The sequence below is a fragment of the Spirillospora sp. CA-294931 genome (assembly GCF_050946795.1).
GTDB lineage: Bacteria > Actinomycetota > Actinomycetes > Streptosporangiales > Streptosporangiaceae > Spirillospora.
Map to the genome: position 1 here is coordinate 5394058 of NZ_CP192006.1, position 20995 is coordinate 5415052.

Here is a 20995-nt window from a genome sequence, read left to right on the forward strand (position 1 = left end):
AGCGCGCCGTCGCCACCATCGTCCGGCGGGGCGCTCTCACTTATGAAATGCCCGGCGTGTTACAGGCGTTCGCCTGTAAGGGAGAGACCTCCGTCACGCACTCTCTTCAACGTCCCCACCAGGGTAATCATGCCCTGATGTGTCGGAGGCAACACCGTGAGTGCGATGGGCATCACATAGTGGGCAAATCCGACTGACTGCTCGTACAGTGTCGGGGCATCGGATCCACCGGACACAGAAGGGGCGCCGTGGTCGAATCCGCCGACGGGTGGCTCCGGGTGCCCGTCGGACGGGGGTCCGGACTGTGGGCGACCCGGCGTCACACCAAGAAGGTGCTGGTCGTCGCGCACACCGTGACGTCCACGGCGCGGTTGCTGGACGTCCTGACGGTGATCGAGCGCGACCCTCGCGTCCAGGTGCTCTTCACGGTGATCCCGGCCTCGGCCTTCGACGCGGGGGTGGCCTCGCTGCTGGACGACATCGGCGCCCGGGTCATTCCCTGGGACCAGGCCGTGGACGAGGAGTTCGACCTCGCCCTGACCGCCGGAAACAGCGGAGAATTGCATCGAATTAAAGCACCATCAGTGATCATGCCCCATGGAATGGGGTACAATAAATATCTGAAAACGGAAAACGGAAAACGGAAAACGGTTTACGGGCTTGCGGCGGAGCAGTTGCTGCACAAGGGCGAGGTGGTCGCGGCGTCGATCGTGCTTTCCCATCCCGAGCAGCTGGAGCGGTTGCGCGGGGAGTGTCCGGAGGCCGTCTCCAGGGCGACGGTGGCGGGCGACCCGTGTCTCGACCGGATGGACGCGAGCCTGCCGTGGCGCGAGCGATATCGCGCGGAGCTGGGCCTCAGGGCCGAGCAGCGGCTGGTCGTCGTGGCCTCCACGTGGGGTGAGAACTCGCTCTTCGCCGACCGGCCCGAGTTGCTCGGGCGGCTGCTCGCGAACCTGCCGTTCGACCGCTGTCGCGTCGCGGCGGTCGTCCATCCGAACGTCTGGTACGGCCACGGGACGCGGCAGGTCCGCCGGTGGCTGGACGACTGCCGTCGGTCCGGGCTGATCCTCATTCCCCCGCGCGAGGGCTGGCGCGCCGCCGTCGTCGCGTCGGACTGCGTCGTCGGCGACCACGGGTCGGTCACGCTGTACGCCGCCGCGCTGGGACGTCCCGTGGCGCTCGCGGGCTACAACCCGGACGCGATCGCTCCGGTTACGGCCATGGCCGCGCTGGCCGACCGTGCCCCGCGCCTGGACGCGGTCGCCGATATCGAGACGGTGATGGACGAGTTCAAGCCGGGCCGCTACGACGAGGTGTCCCGGCTCGCCGTGGCGCGGCGCGGGTCGTCCTTCCGTGTCCTGCGCGCGCTTCTCTACGAGCTCATGTGCCTGGACGAGCCGGACGAGCCCCCGCAGGTTCTCCCCGTCCCGCCGGCGTCCCCGGGGGAACGCGAGTGGGGGCATCCGGCCGTCCCGGCGCTTCAGGTCACCGCGTGCGTTGGGGACGCCATTCGGCTGGAGCGCTTTCCCATCGTCTTGAGCGAGTCGCGCGCCGAGCCGCTGTCCGATCCGCACCTGGTCGTCGACGACACCGAGACCGACGACCGGCTCCGGCAGATGGCCCAGGTGCTGGTCCGCCGGGCCGAATCGCCCGGTATGACGGGGGCGGGGGCGCCCGAGCCGGTGTTCGCGGCCCATCCGGCCTGCCGGTGCCTGGCCGACGTGGACGGCGATCGCTGTGTCGTGCGCCTGCGCGACGGGCGGAGCATCGAGCGGGCCCTCAAGGGACGGGACCCGGCCCTGCTCGCCTCGGCCGTCTTCGCCTGGGCGGCCTCGGGCCGTCCGCTCACCGATCTACCCGCCATCGACCATTAGGCGCACCCGGGTGGCGTGGACGCTGCCGACGCGCTCGTAGGCTTCGGCGGCCGCACGGAGGTGGGCATCGCGCTGGCCGGGATCGGTCAGGGCGAGCTCTTCGAGGATCTGGGCCTCCTGGTAGGCGCGGCCTTCGGCTCGGGTGAGGTCCAGGGCGACGTTGAGGGCGGCCTTGGCGGCGGCCGGACGTCCTGCGCGGCGGTAGGCCTTGCCCGAGGTAAGGGAGACCTTGGCCTGGTTGTCGTAGTCGCGGTCCCCGGCGGGGTCGCGGACGCGCGAGAAGCGGTGGAACGCCTCGGTGAGCAGGTCGATCGCCGCGTCCACCTCGCCCAGGCCCAAGCGCGCGCGGGCGATGTGATGGGTGTTGATGGCGACGCCCCGGGGACGATCGTGCTGCTCCTCCAGGTCGCGTGCCTGGAGGAAATATGAGAGGGCCTCGGCGTGATCGCCGTCCAGCAGGTGGGCCTTGCCGGTGAACTCCAGGGCCGAGGCCTCGTTCAATGGGTCGCCGCTCCGGCGGGCCGCGTCCAATGCCTCGCCCAGGACGGCCAGCGCGCGCTCCTTGTGGCCTGTCTCGGACAGACCTCGTCCCAGCTGGGTGCCCAGGCGAAAGACCCAGGCGGGTTCGCCCAGGGCACGAGCCGACCCCAGGCCCTTCTCAAGCACAGGGATGAGCGCCCCGTATGGGCGGTTCGAGAGCTGCAAGCCCCACTGCGCCTCGCAGAGCTGCACGACCAGGTCGTCCCAGCCCTTGTCGGAGGAGACGTAGACGGCCGCGCAGAGGTTGCGGTGCTCGGTCACCAGCCAGGCGAGGCCGCGGCGCTTGGCTTCCTGACCTGTGCCGAAGGGCGCGCCGTCCAGGGTGTCGTAGACGGCGCCCAGCGTCGGCCGGAAGGGGTTGACCGCGCGGTCGGCGGCGGCGGATCCCCGGAGATACCACTCGACGCAACGCCGCTCGGCGGCCTCGGCGTCGTCCTCCCCGGGCTGGCGTCCGGCATGGCGGCGGACGAGGTCGTGGAAGGAGAAGCGCCCGTCGTGCGCGTCGAGCAGGAACCAGTCGCGGAGCACATCGAGGACGTCGGCGGCCTCGTCGGCGTCCATGCCGAGCAGCGCGGCCGCCGCTTCGAGCCGGAAGGTGACGGCGGAGCCTCCCGTGGTGACGGACGGGTGGCGCGCCAGGAGGCGGTAGGCGCGCCGGGCCTCTTCGGGGAGTGCGCCATACGCGGCGTCGCTCACGACGACCAGCTCCTCCCCCGGTTTGCGGCTCATCCTGCGGACGGCCGCCCCGACCTCGCGTCCGGGCCCCCTCTTCAACCATCCCCCGGCGACGCGCAGCACAAGCGGCCAGCCACCACACAGAGCGATCAAGGTGCGGGCGGCCTCGCGTTCGGCGTCGACCCGGGCCTGGCCGACGACGTGTTCGAGCAGGCGCAGGCTGTCGTCGTCGATGAGCGGGCCGAGCCGCACCAGCTCGGCGTCGTGGCGTTCGACCAGGCGTCCCAGGTCCTGATCGGTGGTGACCAGCACCGCGGCGTGGCGCGACGCCGGGACCAGCTCCTCCACCTGGAACGACGCCTGGACGTTGGCGAGAAGCAGCAGGACGCGGCGCTCGGCCGTCAGGTCGCGGAAGAGCCCCAGGCGCCCGGCGTAGCTCACGGGGACGTCCTCGTCCGGCACCTCAAGCCGTGCGAGGAACTCGCCGAGAAGATCGCCGGGGCCGGTCACATCGCGCGAGCCCGGACTGGTGAAATCGTGGAACAAGATTCCGTCGGGAAAGCGTTCCACCAGGTCATGCGCCAATTTCGCCGCGAAGGCGCGGCGGCCGATTCCGGGAAGGCCGGCGATGATCACCACGGCGGGGTTTCCGGCGGGACGTTCGGCGCCCAGGAACGCCCTCACCCGGGAGAACTCCTCGTCACGGTCGACGAGGGTCGCGACCGGCGGCAGCCCCCGCGCACCCGGGGCTGCGGGCTTCTCCGGCGAGTGCCCGTGAACATGAAGGTGCTCGACACGGCCCGCCTGGACGACGTTGCGCGCCGGGCCGTCGAACTCGTTAACGGCCCCACCGGAATCGCTCATGTGTCCGACCCTTTTCGCGCGCTGTTCACTTGGCCCCGGGAACGGCTCAGTTTGCCAGCCCGCCCGTTCCTGTACCACGGTCGCGAAGATCGCGGGAGTGCGCGATAATTCGCCCTTCCCCATCACGTGGGCCGATCCTCTAACATGGGGGTGCCGTTCGGCCCCTGTGAACGGTCCCATCGACTGGCTGGTGAACCCTCTTGACCCAGGAAGCAGCGTCACCCGTTCCCTCGGCCGAGAACGACCCGACCGGCAGCCGGCTGATCGACTATCCGCGCCGGGGCGGGCCGACCGTGCTGCGGATCCTTCTCGGCGCCCAGCTGCGCCGGCTGCGCGAGGCGCGCGGCATCTCCACCGAGGAGGCCGGGTACGAGATCCGCGGCTCCCACTCCAAGATCAGCCGGATGGAGCTCGGCCGGGTCGGGTTCAAGGAGCGCGACGTCTCCGACCTGCTCACCCTTTACGGGGTGGTCGCCCCCGAAGAACGCGCACCCCTGCTCGAACTGGCCAAGGAGGCCAACACCCCGGGCTGGTGGCACCAGTACGGCGACGTCCTGCCCACCTGGTTCGAGACCTACCTCGGGCTGGAAGAGGCGGCCTCGCTGCTGCGCACCTACGAGGTCCAGTTCGTCCCCGGCCTGATGCAGACCGCCGACTACGCGCACGCCGTCGTCCGCCTGGGCCACGCCGACGCGTCCGACGAGATCGTCGACCGCCGCGTCCAGCTCCGCATGATCCGCCACGAGCGCTTCGCCGAGCCCGGTGCCCCGACCCTGTGGGCCGTCCTGGACGAGGCCGTCCTGCGCCGCCAGCTCGGCGGCCGCGAGGTCATGCGCGGCCAGATCGAGCACCTGATCCACATGACCGAGCTGCCGAACGTCACGCTGCAGATCGTCCCGTTCGGCGCGTCCGGCCACCCCGCCGCCGGCGGTCCCTTCACGATCCTGCGCTTCGCCGAGCCCGGCCTGTCCGACGTCGTCTTCCTGGAGCAGCTCACCAGCGCGCTCTACCTCGACAAGCCGACGGACATCGACACCTACATGCGCGTCATGAACAACCTGTGCGTCGCGGCCACCCGTCCCGACGACACCATCCCCTTCCTCCGCCGCCTGCTCAACGAGTACTGAGCCACCGGAGCAGGCCGCCTCGGCGCGCACCCTCGCGCCCCGCCCGGGAATCCAGGCGTATTGATCTCCGCCCGCCGGGGAAGGTCACCCCTGGAAGCGTTGTTGTGATCACACGGTCACAGCACGCGACGCACGCCTGACTTCCCAGGAGGACCAATGCTGTTCGGGCAGGAACACGTGAAGCGCTACCAGGAGACCGACGGCGCCGAGGGCCACGACTGGCAGGGGACGACGGTCCTGCTGCTCACCACCACGGGACGGCGCAGCGGACAGCCGAGGACGACGCCGCTGATCTACCAGAAGGACGGCGACAGGTACGTGATCGTGGCGTCCCTGGGCGGGGCCGACCACCATCCCCAGTGGTACCTCAACCTCCAGAACGACCCTCAGGCCGAACTCCAGGTGAAGGGCGACAAGTTCAAGGCCCGCGCGCACACAGCCGACCAGTCCGAGAAGCCCGCGCTCTGGAAGAAGATGGCCGCCACCTGGCCCGACTACGACGAGTACCAGAAGAAGACCGACCGCGAGATCCCGGTGGTCGTCCTCGAACGCGCCTGACGAAACCCGGCGGCGCCCGCAACCCCGCGGCCCCGGTAGCGGGAAAACCTGGGGGACGGCTCGTTTCGCTTTCGTGGGGCGGGGTCGGACGTGTAGCGTCGATGTGAACATCCGTTCGATCACATGTCCGTTCGAGGCCGGCGAGGTGCTGGGTGCCGACGTCACTGGGTGCAAGCGACACCGACCAGCCCCCTCCACCGCGGCTTCTGAAGCGGTGGGACGTCGGGGCGGCGGGCGAGCCCGTGCCGTCCGGGCGGGCGTGGCGGGTCGACGGCGCGGACGGCGCGTACTTCCTCAAGGAGTACGAGCGGCCCGATCGCCGCCGGGTGCGGTTCCAGCACGCGGTGACGGCGGGCCTGGACGACGCCGGTCTGCCGGTGCTGGCGCCGGTTCCGGCGCGCGGCGGGCGGACGCTGGTCACGGCGTCCGGGCGGGGCTTCGCGCTCTATCCGTGGGTGGCGGGCCGCACGCGCGGCGGGCTCGAGCTGACGTTCGGGCAGTGCGAGCGGGTGGGCGAGCTGCTCGGGCGGCTGCACGCCGAGCTCGATCTGCGGACGCCGCCCGTCCAGCAGAGCATGCTGGTGCCGACTCCGCGCGCCGCCGACGCGGTGGCCGCGATCGACCGGATCCTCGACGCGCTCCCGCCGGACGGCAACGACTTCGACGCGCTCACCGAGCGGCGGCTGCGCGAGCGGCGGGCGCTGCTGGACGAGATGTCCGACCATCAGCCTCCCGAGATGGAGGTCAGCACGGTCGGCCATCTGCACGGCGCCTTCCATCCGGCCAACCTGCGGTACGGCGGGTCCGGCAATGTCACCGCCGTCCTCGGCTGGGGCGCGATGACGACCGGGCCGGTCGCCGGGGAGGTCGTCCGGGCGGCGGCGCGGCTGTTCGCCTTCGATGACGAGCGGGGGCTCGACCTCGATCGGGTGCAGGCGTTCGTGCGCGGGCACCGGTCGGCGTTCCCGCTGGACGCGGGTCAGATCCAGTCGGCGGTGCATCGCGAGTGGTGGGAGCGGCTGTGCGATGTCGGTCCCCTGCGGCAGCGGTATCTCGGGGATGCCGCCCCCGGGGAGCGCGATCCCGGGGCCGCCGCGCTGGTCACCTGGTGGTCGGCGCAGCTGGAGCGGACGCTGGAGTTGTTCGCGGCGCCGTACGCCGACGCCCCGGACGAGAGTCCCGCCTACGGTTAATTTGACCGGACGTTCCAGATTCGCCTAGCGTGTGGGCATGGCACGCACTCGGGAGTTCGACACCGACTCGGCCGTGGACGCCGCGATGCAGGTGTTCTGGAGCCGCGGCTACGAGGCGACATCCGTCCAGGACCTCGTGGAGGCCACCGGGATCGGGCGCGGCTCGCTCTACGCCGCGTTCGGCAGCAAGGACGGCCTGTACGAGGCCGCGCTGCGCAGGTACGCCGAGGACGCGACGGCGAGGATGGCCGCGCGGCTCGACCGCGACGAGCCCGTCCGCGTCGTCCTGGGCGACCTGCTGCTCTCGCTGCTCGACGACACGCTCGACCACCCCGAGCGGCGCGGCTGCCTGATCACCAACACGGCGGTGGAGCGGCTCCCGCGCGACCCCACGGCGGGCCGGATCGTCGGCGACGCCTTCGGCCGGATCGCCGAGTCGGTCGCGGCGGTGCTGCGACGCGCCCGGGCCCGGGGGGAACTGGCGGCCGACGCCGACGTGACGGCGCTGGCCGACTTCGTCGTGACGACGATCCAGGGGCTGCGCGTCCACGGCAAGGCGGGCGCCGACCGGCGCCGTCTGGTCGCCGTGATCGACACGGCCCTCAACGCGCTGCCCACCACAAATCTGTAACAAACAGTCAACTAAGGGGACGTCTAAACATGAGCAAGGTCGCTCTGCTGGGCACCGGCATCATGGGGGCGGCGATGAGCCGCAACCTGCTCAAGGCCGGTCACGAGCTGACGGTCTGGAACCGGACCCGCTCGCGCGCCGAGCCCCTGGCCGCCGACGGCGCCACCGTCGCGGGCACGCCCGCCGAGGCGGTCGGCGGGGCCGACGTCGTCATCACGATGCTGAACGACGGCGACGCGGTGCGGGCGGCGATGACCCAGGCGGCGCCGTCGCTGCGTCCCGGCCAGATCTGGGCGCAGATGAGCACGGTCGGCGTCGTGGCGATCAAGCCGCTCGCGGGGCTCGCCGTCGAGCATGGGCTGATCTTCGTCGACGCGCCCGTCCAGGGGACGCGCCAGCCGGCGGAGCAGGGCAAGCTGGTCATCCTGGCGGCCGGGGCCGAGTCGGTGCGCGCGCCGCTGGAGCCGGTGTTCGGCGCCGTGGGCCAGAAGACCCTGTGGCTCGACGGCGACGGCGCGTCCGGCGCCGCGACCCGGCTGAAGCTGACGACCGTCGGCTACGCGATCTCGCTGACCGCGCTGATCGGCGAGGCCGTCGCGCTCGTCCAGGCCCAGGGGCTCGACCCGTCCCTGTTCGGCGAGGTCGTCACCGGCGGCCCGATGGACAACCCGTACCTCCAGGCCAAGCTGAAGGCCATCCTCACAGACGACTTCGAGCCCAGCTTCTCCGTCGACAACGCCGCCAAGGACACCCGCCTGGTCAACGAGGCCGCGACGGCGTCCGGCGTCCGGGTCGACCTCAACGACGCGACCGGAGAGCGGCTGCGCCGCGCCCAGTCCCAGGGCCACGGCGGCAAGGACATGGCGGCCGCGTATTACGCCAGCAAGTCCTAACCCATCGCGGGCGGACGCACCGGGGTCGGCGTGGTGAGGTGGGCCGTGGCGCCGGCCACCACGCGCGGCCCCGGGTGCAGTTCGAGGATCGAGCCATTCGGGGTGACGCACACCTGAAGGAAGCGGTGGTACGACCGCATGGCCGCCTCGTCCGGCGTCGTGATCCCGGTGGCGAACGACCACAGCAGCGCCCGGATGAACAGGCCGTGGGTGAAGACCGCGACCAGCCTCTCTTCGGGACGGGCCGCCAGGCGCTCCAGGAACGCGCCCGCCCGGGTGAGGAGCGCGGCGAACGACTCCCCGTTGCCGCCGTACGTCGCGGTGGGGTCGGCGCGCTCCCAGTACGCCTCGGCCATCGGGCGCCGCTCGTCCGCGGTCGTCCGCGGGCCGTGGAGTTCGCCCAGGTAGGTGAACTCCTGGACGGGCCACTCCTCGTAGGGCACCTCGGGAAAGCGCGCGCGGGTCGGCGCAGCGGTCTCACGCGCCCGGACGAACGTCGAGCTGACGATGAGCGACGGCGGCTCGGTGAAAGCCGCGGCGACCTGCTCGGCCTGCGCCCGTCCCAGCGGGGTGAGCGGCGACACGCCCGGCCCGTTGGTGGGCAGCCCCGCGTTCGACTCGCTCTCCCCGTGCCGGATCAGCCAGGCCCGCGCACCACCCGTATCGATCATGGAACAAGGCTGGCACGCCCCGCCCGCCCGCGAAACCCCGCACGGACCAGGCGGGCAGGCGAGGATGGGGGGATGGAGGTATTGAGCAGCCGCATTCTGCTTCGTCCCGCCGACGCGGAGCGGAGCCGCCGTTTCTACCGCGATGTGCTGGGGCTCGCGGTCTACCGCGAGTTCGGCCCGGCGGACGATCCCGGCCTGGTGTTCTTCCTCGGGTCGGGGTTCCTCGAGGTCTCGGGGCATGGAGCGGGCGGAACGGGCGCGGCGGCGATGATCTGGCTCCAGGTGCGGGACGTGCGGGCCGAGCACGAACGCCTCGCGTCGGCCGGGGTGACGATCACCCGCGAGCCGCGCCGGGAGCCGTGGGGGCTGATCGAAATGTGGATCGAGGACCCGGAGGGAGTCAAGATCGTTATCGTGGAGACCCCCGACGACCACCCCCTGCGCCGCGACCAGCGGCGGTAATCGAGGAGCGACTCCGATGTCCCGCCCGGCCCGCGGCGAATACTGGAACCACAACACCCACTACCACGGGACGGTGCTGAGCGCCGTCCCCCGGGGTTGCCGCGAGGCGCTGGACGTGGGGTGCGGCGACGGGCTGCTGGTCCGGCGGCTGGCGAACCGGGCGGGACGCGTCACCGGGCTCGACCGCTCCCCCGAGATGGTCGCGAAGGCGCGCGAGCTGAGCGCGGGCATCCCGAACGTGGATTTCGTCGAGGCCGATGTGCTGGAGTACGACGTCCCCGGGGACGGATACGACTTCGTCTGCAGCGTCACGACGATCCACCACATGGATTTCGGACGCGGCCTCACCGCGTTGCGCGACGCCGTCCGTCCGGGCGGGAGCCTGGTGGTCATCAGCCTGGCGAACAACGCGGGCGCCGCCGACCACCTGATCGCGGCGGGCGGGCTGGCCGCCCACTACGTCCACCTGCTGCGGCACGGCGGACGCCAGGGCGACCCGGGTGCGCCGATCGTCGACCCCGCGATGACGTGGCGCGAGGTCCGCGAGCAGGCGGCGCGGGTCCTTCCGGGCGTCCGCTACCGGCGGCATCTCCTGTGGCGCTATTCGCTGATCTGGACGAAACCACGCTGAACCCGGACGAAAGTCGCTGACCCCCTCCGGAAACCATGCTGAACCCCTCCGGAATCGACGCGCGGAGAAAACAGGAAAAGACTGGAAGTGTCTGGAACCTGCGTTATGGTCGGCCGCATGTCCACGCCCGACGCCCTGGAGACGCGCATCACGGAGCTGCGCGCCGAGGTGCGAAGGGCGATCGCGGGCGGCGACCGGCAGGCGGCCCGGACGCTTCGCGCGCAATTGCGGCGGGCCGAACTCGACTGGGAGACCGCCGTCCTCGGCGAACCCGAGCCGGAGCCGGCGCGCGGGCTCGTCCCCGTCCGGGAGCAGGTGCACCAGGCGCTGACGCTCATCGGGGCACCGGCCGCGCCCAAGCTCATCGGCGCCGTCTACGAGGCGTTCTTCCCGGGTGAGATCGCCGGGAGCCGCCTGACCAGCCTGCGACGGGACGAGGAACGCTCTTTCCGGTCGGCCCCTTTCGCCCGCCCTTTCTATTTGTGCGCGGCGCTCACCGCCGACCTTCTCGCGCCCGCGCGCGGGCTGCTGACCGTGAGCACGTGGAGCCTGGAGCAACGCGTCGTCGGGCCGCTCAGCGCGCGCACCGACTTCCTCACCGCCGCCATCCGGATCGCCGAGAGGGCGGGCGACGGGCGCGACGACGCGGCCGAGCGAATCGCCCGCCTGCTGTGGCGGTTCGCCTCCAACATTCCGGGCGCGGACGGCGGTAGCGTCGGGGCGGTCGATCCGGCCGCGCTGGCCAAGGCCGCCAAGGCGGAGCTCGAGGTGCACCTCGACGCCGACCGGAGCCGGCGGGCGCTGGCCGCCGCGCGCGCCGCGGAACGACTCGACCACGCCGGGCGGCTCTTCGGGAGCCCGCTGCGGGCCGTGCGCAAGGCCTCCGGCGGCGACCGCCGGACCGACGCCATCGACGGAGACCAACGATGACCGAGACCGCGGTGCGGCTTGAACGGCTGCGGGGCGACACTCCCCCGCGCAACCACGACGCGCGCACCATCGCGGCTTTGACCGCGAACCCCGGGTGCGCGCGGCGCGGGCTGATGGACGCCGCCGGCATCGACAAGGACGCCGTGGCGATGCACCTGGGGTTCCCCGCGCCGTTCGGCCAGTCCCAGTTCGCCATCACCCGGGGGAACGCGTTCGAGGCGCAGGTCAAGGCCGACGGGTGCGCCGAGCTGCTCACGCTGCTGCGCGACAGGCTGGGGCTGGACGTCCCCGAGGTGGCCTACGACGACCTTGAGGTGGTCGGCGGCAACGAGGGGCGCGAGCTGCGCCACACCCGGACGCGTCGCCTCCTCGGCCGCGCGCTGGAGTCGGGCGAGGGGACGCTGTTCGACCATCCGCTGCTGCGGCTCGACATCGCCGGGCAGACCGCCTACCTGGAGCCGGACGTCATCGCGTTCCAGCTCGGCGGGCGGCTCCACGTGATCGAGATCAAGTCGTTCGCGGTGATCGACGGCCAGGCCGAGCCCGAGCAGGTCGCGGCGGCGGCGCGCCAGGCGGCCGTCTACGTGATGGCGCTGCGCCGGCTGGTGCGCGACCTCGGGCATCCGGCCGAGCGGGTCGCTCACGAGGTGATCCTGGTGTGCCCCGAAGACTTCGCCAACCGTCCGACCGCGACGCCCATCGACGTCCGGCCGCAGCTGGCGGTCCTGGAGCGGCAGCTGACGCGGCTGACCCGGATCGACGAGATCATCGGCCTGCTGCCCGACGACCTGGCGTTCGACCTCGGCGACGACCTGGCCGAGTCGGTGCGCGCGGTCGAGGCCCGCTACGCGCCCGACTGCATGGCCGCCTGCGAGATGGCGTTCTTCTGCCGCGACGAAGCGCGCGCGTGCGGCGCCACCGGGTTGCTCGGACGCTCGGTCCGCGACGACCTGGGAGGCGTCGACTCCATCGACACCGCGCTGGCCCTGGCCAACGGTTCGCTGGAGCCGTCCCCCGATCTCGCCGAGACCGCGTCCCTGCTGCGCACGGCGGCGCGGCTGCGGCGCGAGGCCCTGGGAAGCGGCGCGACGTGAATCCGGAGGTCGTGTGAGCGCGCTCAGCTCGCTCGCCCAGCTGGAGGCCACGGCGACCGGACGCGCCCGGCCGCTGGCGACGGTCAGGCACTGCCATCTCGCGGACGCGCCGCTGGTCATGGTGCCGCTGAAGCTGGCGGGCGAGGCCGCGGCGCCGCTGGCGGTCATGCTCGGCTCCGACCCGGACGCGCCCGCGCTGCTGATCGTCCCGCAGCCGCGCAACCGCGACCTGCGGTTCCGGTTCGCCGCCGCGCTGGGAAGGCGCGTCCTCAACCACATCGAGACGAGCCGGGGAGACGTCGAGGAGCTGCCCCCGGGGAAGGACGGCGAAGAGCGGATCCGCTACGGAGGGGCGCCGCAGATCCTCGTCCCGAATCGGGGCGGCATCGGGTTCCTGCGCCTGCTCGGCCGCTCCACCCGCTTCCGGCGCACCGAGGGCCCGTACGCGGTCGACCCCGAGGTCCCGGTGTCGGGACGATGGCTCACCTGGTTCGCCGACCGCAACGACCGTCCGGGCTCCTCGCTGATGCTGGCGATGACCGAGGTCCTGCGCCGCCACTGGGCGACGGGGCAGAGTTCGCTGGAGGACGGCAACCTCGCCGCGCTCGTCGGGTGGATCGACCCGCCGGACGGGCTGGACGGCTTCGCCGCCGCGTCCCGCGCCGAAGACCCGATCACCTGCCCGCCGTCCGGGCCCACCACCGACCCGACCTTCGACAACGAAGTCTTGGCCCCGGCAATCTCCGCCTACAGCGAGTCCAACGGAGACTCTCGCGCGGAAGAACGGGTGCGCGCCGCACTGGCCAGCCAGCTCACCCCCACCTGGGACCTGATGTGGCAGGCGGTGGGCCTGCTGCGCGCGCTTCCCGAAGGCGCCAGCGTCGCCGACCGCTGGGAACGCGACCGCGACTCGTTCACCTATTACCACCAGACCTTCGGTGAGGCCTATCCTCAAGCGCGCCGCGACCCCCCGGTGCGCGCGGCGAAACGGCTGCACGACCTCGAACGCGCGCAGGAGGCGTACGAGGCGCAGCGCGCGTTCGACGACCCGCTCGTCATGGCCGAGCACCGGCTGGCCGGGCAGGCATTCGGGGGCGTGGTCACCGAAAGCGACCCCACCCGCCTGGACGAGTCAGGGAAACGCCCCAAACTCCGTCCACACCTCCGAGTCAGAACCGAAGACCCGGTCCGCCTCGACATCGGGACGACCGTCTGCAACGCGGCCAGGCCCGCGGTGAAGGGAAAGATCGTCGAGTTCGGGACGGGCGGGATCCTGATGGAACTGACGGGCGGGATGGGGCGCAAACTGTCACCCGAGCCCGGTAGCGTCCCCGACGTCGGCGACAGCGTCTGCTTCACCGCGCTGACCGTCGGCTCCTGGGGCGCCGCCAAATTCCCCGACGCCGAGGACACGCCGTGGACCCACGGCGGCCCGCCCGAGGAGTACGTGCCCACCGACCACGACGCGGCGGAGGAGTGGAGATGACACAACCGGCCGGGCTCGACGCCGTCGACCCCTCGGTCGCGGCGACCAAGGTCGTCGAGGAGGTCCTGGCCGACCTCGACGGAGGTCACAAGGGCGTCGTCGTCGACTCTCCCCCGGGCGCGGGCAAATCCACGCTGGTAGTACGCGCGGCCGCGCACCTGGCCGAGTCAGGTCAGCGCCTCATGATCGTGGCGCAGACCAACGAGCAGGTCGACGACCTCATCGAGCGCATCACCGACAAGCACCCGGCGCTCAGCCTGGGACGGCTGTCGGCGTCCAGCTACACCGTCTCCGCCCGCGTCGCCGCCTCGGTGAAGGTCGCGACCAAGGCCGCCGACCTCGCCGAGCAGACCGTCGTCATCGCCACCGCCGCCAAATGGGCCACGCTCTCCGACGGCTCCTGGCCGTGGGCGATCGTCGACGAGGCCTACCAGATGCGCTCCGACATGCTGCTGCGCATCGCCGGACGCTTCGAACGCGCCCTGTTCGTCGGCGACCCCGGCCAGCTCGACCCGTTCTCCACCGTCGAGGTCGAACGCTGGACCGGCCTGAGCTGGGACCCGATGCGCAGCGCCGTCTCCGTCCTTCTGGCGCACAACCCCGAGCTGCCCGTCCACCGCCTCCCGGTCTCCTGGCGCCTGCCCGCCTCCGCCGCACCCGTCGTGTCGGACGCCTTCTACCCCTTCACCGGCTTCCGCTCCGGCACGGGTCCCGGCGACCGCCGCCTGGAGTTCGCCGCCCGCGGCATGGGCACCACCTACGACCGCGCCCTCGAAGAGGCCGCCAAGACCGGCTGGGCACTGTTCGAACTCCCCGCGCGCCACACCGTCCGCACCGACGCCGAGGCCGTCCAGGCCACCGCGGCCCTGGCCGTCCGCCTCCTCCAGCGCGGCCCCGTCGCCCACTCCGAGCACGGCACCCACACCGTCGGCCGCGACCGCGTCGCCATCGGCGCCGCCCACCGCGACCAGGTCGCCGCCATCCGCACCGCCCTGGGCGACCTGGGCGAGGGCATCACCGTCGACACCGCCAACCGCCTCCAGGGCCGCGAGTACGACGTCACCGTCGTCCTGCACCCCCTCTCGGGCCGCCGCGACGCCACCGCCTTCCACCTCGAATCCGGCCGCCTCTGCGTCCTGACCTCCCGCCACCGCCACGCCTGCATAGTCGTGGCCCGCGCCGGAATCCCCGAACTCCTCGACGCCCACCCGTCCGCCGAACCCGTCCACCTCGGCGTCCCCATCAAGTTCCCCGACGGCTGGGAAGCCAACCAATCCATCCTCGCCCACCTAGCCCCCCACCGAATCCCAGCAACCCCGTAAAACACCCCCACACGGCCTCGGGCCTTCAAGATCCGTGGAGAAAACGCATGAGTGATACGGGCTTCGGCACCGGCAAAGTGGTCGTGAACCGGGCGATGTCGCTGGACGGCTTCATCGCCGGTCCTGACCACGCGATGGACTGGATCGCCGAGCACCTGACCGCGGCCGAGGTCCCGGAGGTCATGGCGGCCACGGGCGCGATGCTCATCGGCCGGGGCACGTACGAGGTCGCCAAGCGTATGGCCGACCAGGACACCGCCTACGACGGGGGCGCACAGTTCGTCCTCACGCACAAGCCTCCCGCCGAGCCGGACCCTACGGTCACATTCCTCACCTGTGGACTTGAGGAAGCCGTTGCCACGGCGCGCAGCGCCGCGGACGGCAAGAACCTGGAGATCCTCGGCGCCGACGTGGCCGCCCAGTGCCTGCGGCGCGGGCTCGTCGACGAGATCCTGGTGTATGTCCTACCGGTGCTCCTGGGCGACGGCGTCCGCTTCTCGCCCCCAAGCCTCGGCAGGATCGACCTGGAACCTTTCAGCAACACCCAGTCGGGCGCCATCACGACGCTCCGCTTCCGTGTGCGAAAGCAGGCGCGGCCCTCCGACAGCTAGTGCGGTGACCCCGAACGTTCGCAGAGATTGATCACGCCGCCTTGGCGCGCCGTTGGATGCGGGCGCGTTCGCGGCGCTGAGCGGCCAGGACTCCGGCGGACTCGGATCGACTCGCCTCCGCCTCGCCGCACGATCTGGGTAAGCCGCTGACCTTCCTGGTCCCTCAGCCGTCGTGCCCGAACCGGCTCTGCCACCCGGTGGCGTCGCTCTCGACAGCGATCTGGTCGCTGTCGAGACTGAGGCCGACAAGCCTCGCCATCACGGACGCCAACCGGCGTGTTACCAACCCGGTGAACGTAGGTGGTCACCGCACTAGGAATCCGACTTTAGTGAGCGCGGCTCGGCTGCTCGCGATGACAACAGGGCTGGCGATCGGGTGTCGTTGGCGGCGATGGCGCGTCATTGCCTGGACGCGGCGTTCGTAGCAGCAGGCGTGTGCCGACCGTGGTTGCACGGGCCTCGGGCAGTAGGTGGGCGGCTTGTCGTTCCGTTGTGTGCGGGTCTCGCACATGCGGGTTTCCAGCACCGAGTGTGTTCGTATGGCGATGGAGTGTGAGGGCGCCGGGTGGAACTTGGGGCGTGTTTGCAGTGCATTGGGGGGAATTTTGGACCGCTGAAGTCCGGGTACGAGACCGGGGCTTGGACGGATACTGTGAGAGCCGGTGCCATGGCGATCACCGGAGGGGGCATGGAGGAGATCGGCTTCATGTGCGCCCGCTGCGGCGGCGAGGTGCACGACGTGACGCACAACCGTGAGGGGTCACTGGACGGGGTGGGCTACCGCCACAACCGCCGGGTCGAGCCCTGGGACCACGAGCTGGAGCTGGCGGTGGGCGTCCCCGCCGCGCAGAGCCCGTCGTGCGATTTCTGCGGCGGAACCGGGCCCCGCTGGCTCTACTACCCGACGCTGGACCCCGAGGACACCGACCTCTTCGAGGTCGAGCTCGACACCACACAACTCTCGGACGACGACACGGCCGTGGCCGTGCTCAACATGCTCTATCCCTGGTACGGCTGCGACACGTGCTCGGTTCTCGTCGCCGACCGCAACATCGACCGGCTGATCACCCGGGCGCTGGAGCGAACGCCCATCCTCCACGACGGCCCCGTGGACGAGGAAACCGTGCGGGCTCGCCTTCGTGGCTCCCTTTCGGTCTTCTTCACCACTCGCCCTGGCCGCCCGCAACCGTCCCGTCCCGTCTAGCCCAGCCCGAGCTCAAGGCACGTCCCGCCGGAGCTTCACACGGATTCGCCCGCTGGCTTACATCGCGCACGACCGGCTCACGGCTCGTCCGGTGGGGCTGCGAGGCTACGTGCGAGGTCGCTGGTCGTCTCCGTTTGAGCGGCGGTGCCCCCGCAGCCGGGCTCAAGAAGCCGTTCACGCCCAGGACGATCGCGAACGATGCCGGACGAAGGTGAGGGGGGTGAACGGCGGTACGTCGTGCTCTCTATGCTCGGCGCCATGACCATTCAGCGGATGGACAACGTCGCCATCGTCGTCGAGGACCTGGACGCGACCATCGCGTTCTTCACCGAGCTCGGTATGGAGATGGAAGGCAGGGGGCAGAACGAAGGTCCTTGGGTGGACGGCACCGTCGGGCTTGAGGGCATCCGGAGCGAGATCGCGATGATGCGGGTCCCGGACGGCCCCGGCCGACTGGAGCTGACCAAGTACCACGCCCCGGCGGCGATCGCCGCCGAGCCGACGAACCCTCCGCCCAACACGGTGGGGCTGCACCGCGTCATGTTCGCCGTCGACGACATCGACGACACCATCGCCCGTCTGCGCCGTCACGGCGCCGAGCTTCTCGGCGAAGTGGCGCAGTACGAGAGCATGTTCCGGCTCTGCTACCTCCGTGGACCTTCGGGCATCATCGTCGCCTTGGCCCAGCAGATCGGTTGATGTGTCCGGTGCCGCGGCGATTCCGGTCGGCGTCCGACTCGCCCTCCGTCGTTGGCTGGCGGGGCGGATGGTTGGTCGACGCACCGGGGCCCTTCGCGATGATCAGGAGGGGCTTGGGTGGTGGCCGAGTGTGTGGAGGAGGTCTTGGGTGTAGGTGGCGAGGCGGGCGGCGTCGTCGGGGTTCAACGTCTTCAGGGTCAGGGGGACGGGCTTGCCGCGGTCGGTCGCGGTGAGGGAGGCCGGGGGCGGCTGGTCGATCCAGTCGACGATCGGACGGACCGCGTCGGCGACCGGACGGGCGAAGAACCGCGCGAGGAGTTTGATCGTGTTCCGGACGAGCGGGTTGGCGTGGGAGTCGGCTCCGCTGCGGGTGAACCCGGGATGGTAGAGGACGTAGCTGGCCTTGCTCTGGGCGGCCAACGCGACGCCGAGGAGGTCGTTCGCCCGGCCGGCCTGGAGCTGGGCACGCACCTGGCCGTACCGTCGTGTCAGTTGCGGGTCGTCCCAGTGGATCCGTCCCGCGGTGTTGCCGACGCCCGCCACGTTGATGATCACAGGGTCGGGGGCGGCGTCGAGGAGGGGGCGTAGCCCTTGACCGAGCAGGTAGCGGCTCACGGCCCGGCCCCCCGTCCGCATCGGTACAACGAGTTGCACCGCGCCGTCGAAGGCATCAGTCAGCGCATGCTGACCCGAACCCTGCGCGGCCTTGAAGCCGACGGGCTGGTACGGCGCGAGGTGCACCCGACCGTGCCGCCCAGTGTCGAAGACAGCCTGCCCCCGCTCGGCCGCTCGCTGCTCGAACCGCTGTCGGCGCTGGCCGACTGGGCCGTGGAGCACGAGGCGGAGATGACGGAGGCCCGGTCCCGGCACTCGGGTGCGTGACGGCGTCCGTTTGGCGGGTTTCGGAAATTTGTGGGGGAACCCGCGTCATGGGAGTGGCGGGGCGCCGTCTGGTTGTTGTGGCTGAAACCAGGCTCCCGGGTGGGGGACGGCGGAAGTGGATCATTAGGATCTATCGGGTTTCTTCGGATGTGTTGTAGGAGTTCAGGTGATCATTGAGTCGCGTTTCCATGGGCCGGACGGCTCGGGCAACGGGGGGTACGTGGCGGGGTTGGTGGCCGGGCAGGTGGCGGCGGAGACCGTGACCGTGGCGTTGCGGCAGCCTCCGCCGCTGGAGACCGAGCTGTGGGTTTCGGTGGATGACGAGCGCGGTCACAGTGTGAAGGTGTGGGACGGGGATTCGCTGGTCGCCGAGGGGCTGGCGGGGGCGATCGTGGTGCCGCCGGTGGCGCCGGTTCCGTTCGAGGAGGCGGTGCTCGCGGCGGAGAAGTACAAGGGGGTGGACGGGCATCCGTTCCCGCGGTGTTTCGTGTGCGGGCCCGAGCGGGAGGTCGGGGACGGGCTGCGCATTTCGCCGGGCGTCGTCGCGGAGGGGGTTGTCGCTGCTCCCTGGGTGCCCGAGGAGGTGCCAGAGAGCGCGGTGGTGTGGGCGGCGCTTGATTGTCCGGGGGCCTGGTCGGACGATCCGCAGGCGCGGCCGGCGGTGCTGGGGACGATGACCGCGCAGGTCGTGGACGTGCCCGCGGCGGGTGAGCGGTGTGTGGTGATGGGGATGACCCGGAGCCGGGAGGGGCGCAAGCTGCATGCCGCGACGGCCCTCTACGGAGAGGACGGGCGGCTGCTGGGGCGGGGCGAGCAGATCTGGATCGAGGTGTCACGCTCGTTCGGAACGTGACAATTCCGCGGTGGCGAAAAATGTGTCGCTTGGCATTGTGGGGAGCGCTACGGTCGAATTCAATCTGAGCGTCGGCGACCTATGGAGGTCGAGCCAGATGAAGGGTGATGGGTTCCTCATCATCGCCATAGCGGCGCTCGCTGCCTACATGGGCAGCTCATGGGAGCGCGCCAGGCGCGCGATCTTCGATGTGCGGATGGGGCGTCAGCGGGTCTCCCGGCTACGGGAGACCGCGTTCAAGGAACGTTTCAACGCGATCCTGATCGTCTCCGCCTCGCTCGTGGTCATTTTCATGATCGTTCGCTATCGGTGACGTTCGGGCGTCACGGACCGGAGTTCAGGGGATCGTCCCGGTCCGTGGCGCCGTTCGCCGAGCGTCCGGGGATGGAGTAGCCGCCGCTCGACAGCGGGGGGATCGGGGGCATGACGCTCCCGGTGCCGTTCTCGGACGCGCCGGTGAGCGGCATCGTGGTGTTGCGCATCCCGCCGTTGGGCGGCTCGTTGTTCTGCGTCGACATCCGCCCGCCCGGCGGGTAGTTCGACGACAGGGTGTTGTGCGTGAACTGGTCGATCTGGCGGCGGGCGCGGTCGGCCTCGGCGCGGGCGGCGTCGCGCTCCTCGGCCAGGGCGGTCAGCGCGGCCTGCTGCTCGGCGACCGACTGGGAGAGCTGGCGCAGCTGGACGGCCTGCTCGCTGATCTTGTTGTTGAGCTCCTCGCGGTCGCTCAGCGACTGGCGGGCCTGGACGAGTGCGGCGTCGCGCTCCTTGACGGCCTCCTCCACGCGGGCGTTGGCCCGGAGCGCCTCGGCCTCGGCCTCGGACTGCGCGCGCAGCGCGGTGGCGCGCTCGGCCTCGGCCTTGCTGGCCGACTGCATGGCGCGCTGGCGCTGGGCCTCGGTGTCGCGCATGGCGTTGCGCAGGTCCTCGGCGCCCTGGCGGGCGACGGCGGCCTCGACGCGCTGCGACTCCACGGCGCCCTCGCTCTCGGCGAGCTTGGCGTGCAGGCCGACCAGTTCGGCGCGGGTGCTCTCCAGGGCGGCCAGGAGCTCGGTCTCGCGGGCGGCGATGCGGTCGCGCTCGCTCTCGGCGGCCAGCTTGGCGCTGACGGCCTGCTGCGCGATCTGGTGCGCCTCCTCCCAGGCCTGCTGGGCGGCGTCGCGCTTGGCGGTGGCGAGCTTGGCCTCCTCGCGGGCGCGGGTGGCGTCCTTCTCGGCGGCCTCGGCGCGCTGGCGAGCTGAGGTGGCCTCCTGCCGCGTCTCGTCGGCCTGGCGCTGGGCGATCTCGCGTTCCTGCTGGGCGGTGGCCAGCTCGCGGGCGGCCTCGGCGCGGACCTCGGCGACGCGGCGCTCGACGCCGGCGACGCTGAGCTCGGAGGTCAGCGAGTCGGCCAGCAGGTCGGCGGCCTGTTCGAGGCGCTCGACCATCTCCCAGGTGGAGGCGACCTGGCCGGTGAGGCCGGGCGCGTCGCGGCCCCGGTCGCGGCGCTCGCGCGCGTCGCGGGCGCAGGCGCCCTCGTTGTCCTGGCAATAGCGGATGACACGGACGGCGCCCACCGCCTGGGGCACGGGGCGCCCGCAGTTGGCGCACGGCCAGACGGTCACCGGGTCGCCCATGCGGGCGATCTCCGTGCCGGTCTTGGCCTCGGCCATCGGGACGCGGGGCGCCTGACCTGCGCCGGACGCCGGTGAAACGGTGGCTTCGGAGGTCCCGGCCTTCTCCCTGTGGCCGGTATTGTCGCGCTCATCGCTATTAGGCATGGAATGAACCATACGCACTTGGCCGCGCGACTGCAGTG

General features: G+C 71.3%; 21 protein-coding genes and 1 pseudogene. 18 read left to right on the forward strand and 4 right to left on the reverse strand.

Annotated elements, in window-relative coordinates; translation table 11 throughout:
* The first annotated feature begins 248 nt into the window (after positions 1-248).
* Positions 249-1874, forward strand: a complete 1626-nt coding sequence (locus ACQPY4_RS24305) for a hypothetical protein (protein WP_433324343.1) — start codon at positions 249-251, stop codon at positions 1872-1874.
* Here the strand turns inward: ACQPY4_RS24305 and ACQPY4_RS24310 are convergent.
* Positions 1854-3953, reverse strand: a complete 2100-nt coding sequence (locus ACQPY4_RS24310) for an NB-ARC domain-containing protein (protein WP_433324345.1) — start codon at positions 3951-3953, stop codon at positions 1854-1856. The two genes, ACQPY4_RS24305 and ACQPY4_RS24310, sit on opposite strands and share 21 nt — an antisense overlap.
* 260 nt (positions 3954-4213) lie before the next feature.
* Between ACQPY4_RS24310 and ACQPY4_RS24315 the strand changes: the two genes are divergently transcribed.
* The 5 genes and pseudogenes from ACQPY4_RS24315 to ACQPY4_RS24335 all read left to right on the forward strand — a co-directional run.
* A complete protein-coding gene (locus tag ACQPY4_RS24315) occupies positions 4214-5080 on the forward strand; it encodes a helix-turn-helix domain-containing protein (RefSeq protein ID WP_433338998.1) in 867 nt (288 codons plus the stop codon).
* Positions 5081-5236: 156 nt separating this feature from the next.
* Positions 5237-5638: a nitroreductase family deazaflavin-dependent oxidoreductase gene (locus ACQPY4_RS24320; protein WP_433324347.1), complete on the forward strand. Its 402-nt coding sequence runs from the start codon at positions 5237-5239 to the stop codon at positions 5636-5638.
* 152 nt (positions 5639-5790) lie between these two features.
* Complete coding sequence (locus ACQPY4_RS24325; protein WP_433324349.1) at positions 5791-6831, forward strand: phosphotransferase enzyme family protein; 1041 nt, start codon at positions 5791-5793, stop codon at positions 6829-6831.
* A gap of 37 nt (positions 6832-6868) precedes the next feature.
* The gene (locus ACQPY4_RS24330) at positions 6869-7462 is read left to right on the forward strand and encodes a TetR/AcrR family transcriptional regulator (RefSeq protein WP_433324351.1); all 594 of its coding nucleotides are present in this window, start codon (positions 6869-6871) and stop codon (positions 7460-7462) included.
* A gap of 26 nt (positions 7463-7488) precedes the next feature.
* Positions 7489-8355 (forward strand): annotated as a pseudogene (locus ACQPY4_RS24335) (NAD(P)-dependent oxidoreductase); the annotation flags it as partial.
* Here ACQPY4_RS24335 and ACQPY4_RS24340 read toward each other — a convergent pair.
* Positions 8352-9026, reverse strand: coding sequence for a histidine phosphatase family protein (locus ACQPY4_RS24340; RefSeq protein WP_433324353.1), 675 nt, complete (start codon positions 9024-9026; stop codon positions 8352-8354). The pseudogene ACQPY4_RS24335 and the gene ACQPY4_RS24340 overlap by 4 nt on opposite strands.
* 72 nt (positions 9027-9098) lie before the next feature.
* Between ACQPY4_RS24340 and ACQPY4_RS24345 the strand changes: the two genes are divergently transcribed.
* From ACQPY4_RS24345 to ACQPY4_RS24385, 9 genes are all read left to right on the forward strand, one after another.
* The gene (locus ACQPY4_RS24345) at positions 9099-9488 is read left to right on the forward strand and encodes a VOC family protein (RefSeq protein WP_433324355.1); all 390 of its coding nucleotides are present in this window, start codon (positions 9099-9101) and stop codon (positions 9486-9488) included.
* 16 nt (positions 9489-9504) lie between these two features.
* Positions 9505-10119: a class I SAM-dependent methyltransferase gene (locus ACQPY4_RS24350; protein WP_433324357.1), complete on the forward strand. Its 615-nt coding sequence runs from the start codon at positions 9505-9507 to the stop codon at positions 10117-10119.
* Between the two features lie 117 nt (positions 10120-10236).
* Positions 10237-11049, forward strand: a complete 813-nt coding sequence (locus tag ACQPY4_RS24355; protein WP_433324359.1) for a hypothetical protein — start codon at positions 10237-10239, stop codon at positions 11047-11049.
* The gene (locus tag ACQPY4_RS24360; protein WP_433324361.1) at positions 11046-12143 is read left to right on the forward strand and encodes a hypothetical protein; all 1098 of its coding nucleotides are present in this window, start codon (positions 11046-11048) and stop codon (positions 12141-12143) included. The genes ACQPY4_RS24355 and ACQPY4_RS24360 overlap by 4 nt, the downstream gene beginning before the upstream one ends.
* Before the next feature lie 13 nt (positions 12144-12156).
* Complete coding sequence (locus ACQPY4_RS24365; protein ID WP_433324363.1) at positions 12157-13629, forward strand: hypothetical protein; 1473 nt, start codon at positions 12157-12159, stop codon at positions 13627-13629.
* Entirely contained in the window at positions 13626-14951 is a 1326-nt protein-coding gene (locus tag ACQPY4_RS24370) for an AAA domain-containing protein (protein ID WP_433324365.1), read from the forward strand. Before ACQPY4_RS24365 ends, ACQPY4_RS24370 begins: the two co-directional genes overlap by 4 nt.
* A gap of 47 nt (positions 14952-14998) precedes the next feature.
* Complete coding sequence (locus ACQPY4_RS24375; RefSeq protein WP_433324367.1) at positions 14999-15562, forward strand: dihydrofolate reductase family protein; 564 nt, start codon at positions 14999-15001, stop codon at positions 15560-15562.
* Between the two features lie 667 nt (positions 15563-16229).
* The gene (locus ACQPY4_RS24380; RefSeq protein ID WP_433324369.1) at positions 16230-16766 is read left to right on the forward strand and encodes a hypothetical protein; all 537 of its coding nucleotides are present in this window, start codon (positions 16230-16232) and stop codon (positions 16764-16766) included.
* Between the two features lie 273 nt (positions 16767-17039).
* A complete protein-coding gene (locus ACQPY4_RS24385; RefSeq protein WP_433339000.1) occupies positions 17040-17465 on the forward strand; it encodes a VOC family protein in 426 nt (141 codons plus the stop codon).
* Positions 17466-17567: 102 nt separating this feature from the next.
* On the opposite strand, the gene ACQPY4_RS24390 is transcribed toward ACQPY4_RS24385, so the two are convergent.
* Positions 17568-18080 (reverse strand): hypothetical protein, encoded by a 513-nt coding sequence (locus ACQPY4_RS24390; protein WP_433324371.1) that lies wholly within the window; start codon positions 18078-18080, stop codon positions 17568-17570.
* Positions 18081-18146: 66 nt separating this feature from the next.
* Between ACQPY4_RS24390 and ACQPY4_RS24395 the strand changes: the two genes are divergently transcribed.
* From ACQPY4_RS24395 to ACQPY4_RS24405, 3 genes are all read left to right on the forward strand, one after another.
* The gene (locus ACQPY4_RS24395; RefSeq protein WP_433324373.1) at positions 18147-18347 is read left to right on the forward strand and encodes a winged helix-turn-helix transcriptional regulator; all 201 of its coding nucleotides are present in this window, start codon (positions 18147-18149) and stop codon (positions 18345-18347) included.
* A gap of 166 nt (positions 18348-18513) precedes the next feature.
* Positions 18514-19200 carry a hypothetical protein gene (locus tag ACQPY4_RS24400; RefSeq protein ID WP_433324375.1) on the forward strand — a complete coding sequence of 229 codons (687 nt, stop codon included), beginning with the start codon at positions 18514-18516 and terminating at the stop codon, positions 19198-19200.
* A 10-nt stretch (positions 19201-19210) separates the two neighbouring features.
* Positions 19211-19513, forward strand: a complete 303-nt coding sequence (locus ACQPY4_RS24405; RefSeq protein WP_433324377.1) for a hypothetical protein — start codon at positions 19211-19213, stop codon at positions 19511-19513.
* Positions 19514-19523: 10 nt separating this feature from the next.
* On the opposite strand, the gene ACQPY4_RS24410 is transcribed toward ACQPY4_RS24405, so the two are convergent.
* Positions 19524-20957, reverse strand: coding sequence for a chromosome segregation ATPase (locus ACQPY4_RS24410; protein ID WP_433324379.1), 1434 nt, complete (start codon positions 20955-20957; stop codon positions 19524-19526).
* Positions 20958-20995 lie beyond the last annotated feature (38 nt).